General features: G+C 65.4%; 1 protein-coding gene. It reads left to right on the top strand.

Annotation, left to right across the window (positions count from 1 at the left end; genetic code table 11):
• Positions 1-607 (top strand): extracellular solute-binding protein (locus tag PA598K_RS08840; protein WP_128656654.1); only part of this gene is annotated, 607 nt, incomplete at both ends.

Genomic DNA, 607 nt, shown 5'->3' with positions numbered 1-607 from the left:
AACAAGACGCTGTTCGACGAGGCCGAGATCGACTATCCCGATGAGAGCTGGACGTGGACCGAGTTTACGGATGCCGCGACCAAGCTGACCAAGGACGGCAGCGGCAAGCATCCCGGCGAGGACGGCTTTGATGCCTCCGGTACGACGCAATGGGGCTTTACCGTGAACGGCTGGCCGCCATCCCAGATGTTCATCTGGCAGAACGGCGGCGAGGTGCTGACCGAGGACGGCCAATCGCCTATCGATTCGCCGGAGGCGACGGAGGCGCTGCAATTTTACGCCGAGCTCGTGCAAGGTCCGCTGACGCCTTCGCAGCAGCTCGTCCGCGACCGCGGCTTCGACCAGATGTTCCGCAGCGGGCAGGTGGCGATGTTCATGGGCGGCGCGGCCGACGACCTCGACTCCACGGTAGACAACGTCCAGGCGTTCATGGTGCCCGCCGGCCCGGATGGCGTCCATGCGACGTTCGGCGACGTGCTCGGGATGGGCATCAACGCCAAGACCAAGCAGGCCGACGCCGCCTTCGACGCGCTCGTCGATCTGACCGATGCGATCCATCACTGGAAGATCATGCCGCCGCGCGAGTCGCTGGCCGATCTGGCGACGC

This window comes from Paenibacillus sp. 598K, assembly GCF_003851045.1.
Lineage (GTDB): Bacteria > Bacillota > Bacilli > Paenibacillales > Paenibacillaceae > Paenibacillus_D.
Note: the sequence above shows the minus strand (reverse complement) of the source record. Positions and strands in the feature narration are given on the sequence as shown.